Source organism: Bradyrhizobium sp. KZN70725 (assembly GCF_055264925.1).
Map to the genome: position 1 here is coordinate 1 of NZ_JBUYWT010000218.1, position 458 is coordinate 458.

Here is a 458-nt window from a genome sequence, read left to right on the forward strand (position 1 = left end):
TAGGTGGTGTGGACACTAGCGCATCCATAGAACAATGGCAGCGAGAGTGACGACGGCCCGGTAATTCCGGGCCGTTTTTTCGAAGCGGGTTGCGACACGTCGGAACTGCTTGAGCTTTGAGAAGCAGCATTCGACGAGATGACGCTGGGCGTAGAGATGCTTGTCGAGTGGGTATTTGAGCGCGCGTGACGGGTTGTTGGGAATGACGGCGAGCGCGCCTTTGGCGGCGATGGCTTGGCGCAAGTGATCGGCGTCATAGGCGGCGTCGGCCATGACGACCTCGGCGGACAAGCCTTCGATCAATGCGGCGGCTTGCGGTGCATCGCCCTTCTGACCCGCGGTCAGCGTGAACCGCACCGGACATCCCAAGCCTCGAACGGCCAGATGTATCTTGGTGCTCAGGCCCCCGCGCGAGCGGCCGATCGCCTGATCTTCAGACCCCCTTTTTTGGCGCCGGC

1 protein-coding gene is annotated in these 458 nt (G+C 62.0%); it reads right to left on the reverse strand.

The window, feature by feature from the left end; all coding sequences use genetic code 11:
- Positions 1–15: 15 nt before the first annotated feature.
- Positions 16–458: IS5 family transposase (locus ACZBJS_RS42795; RefSeq protein ID WP_463440367.1), on the reverse strand; the 443-nt coding region annotated here is incomplete at its 5' end.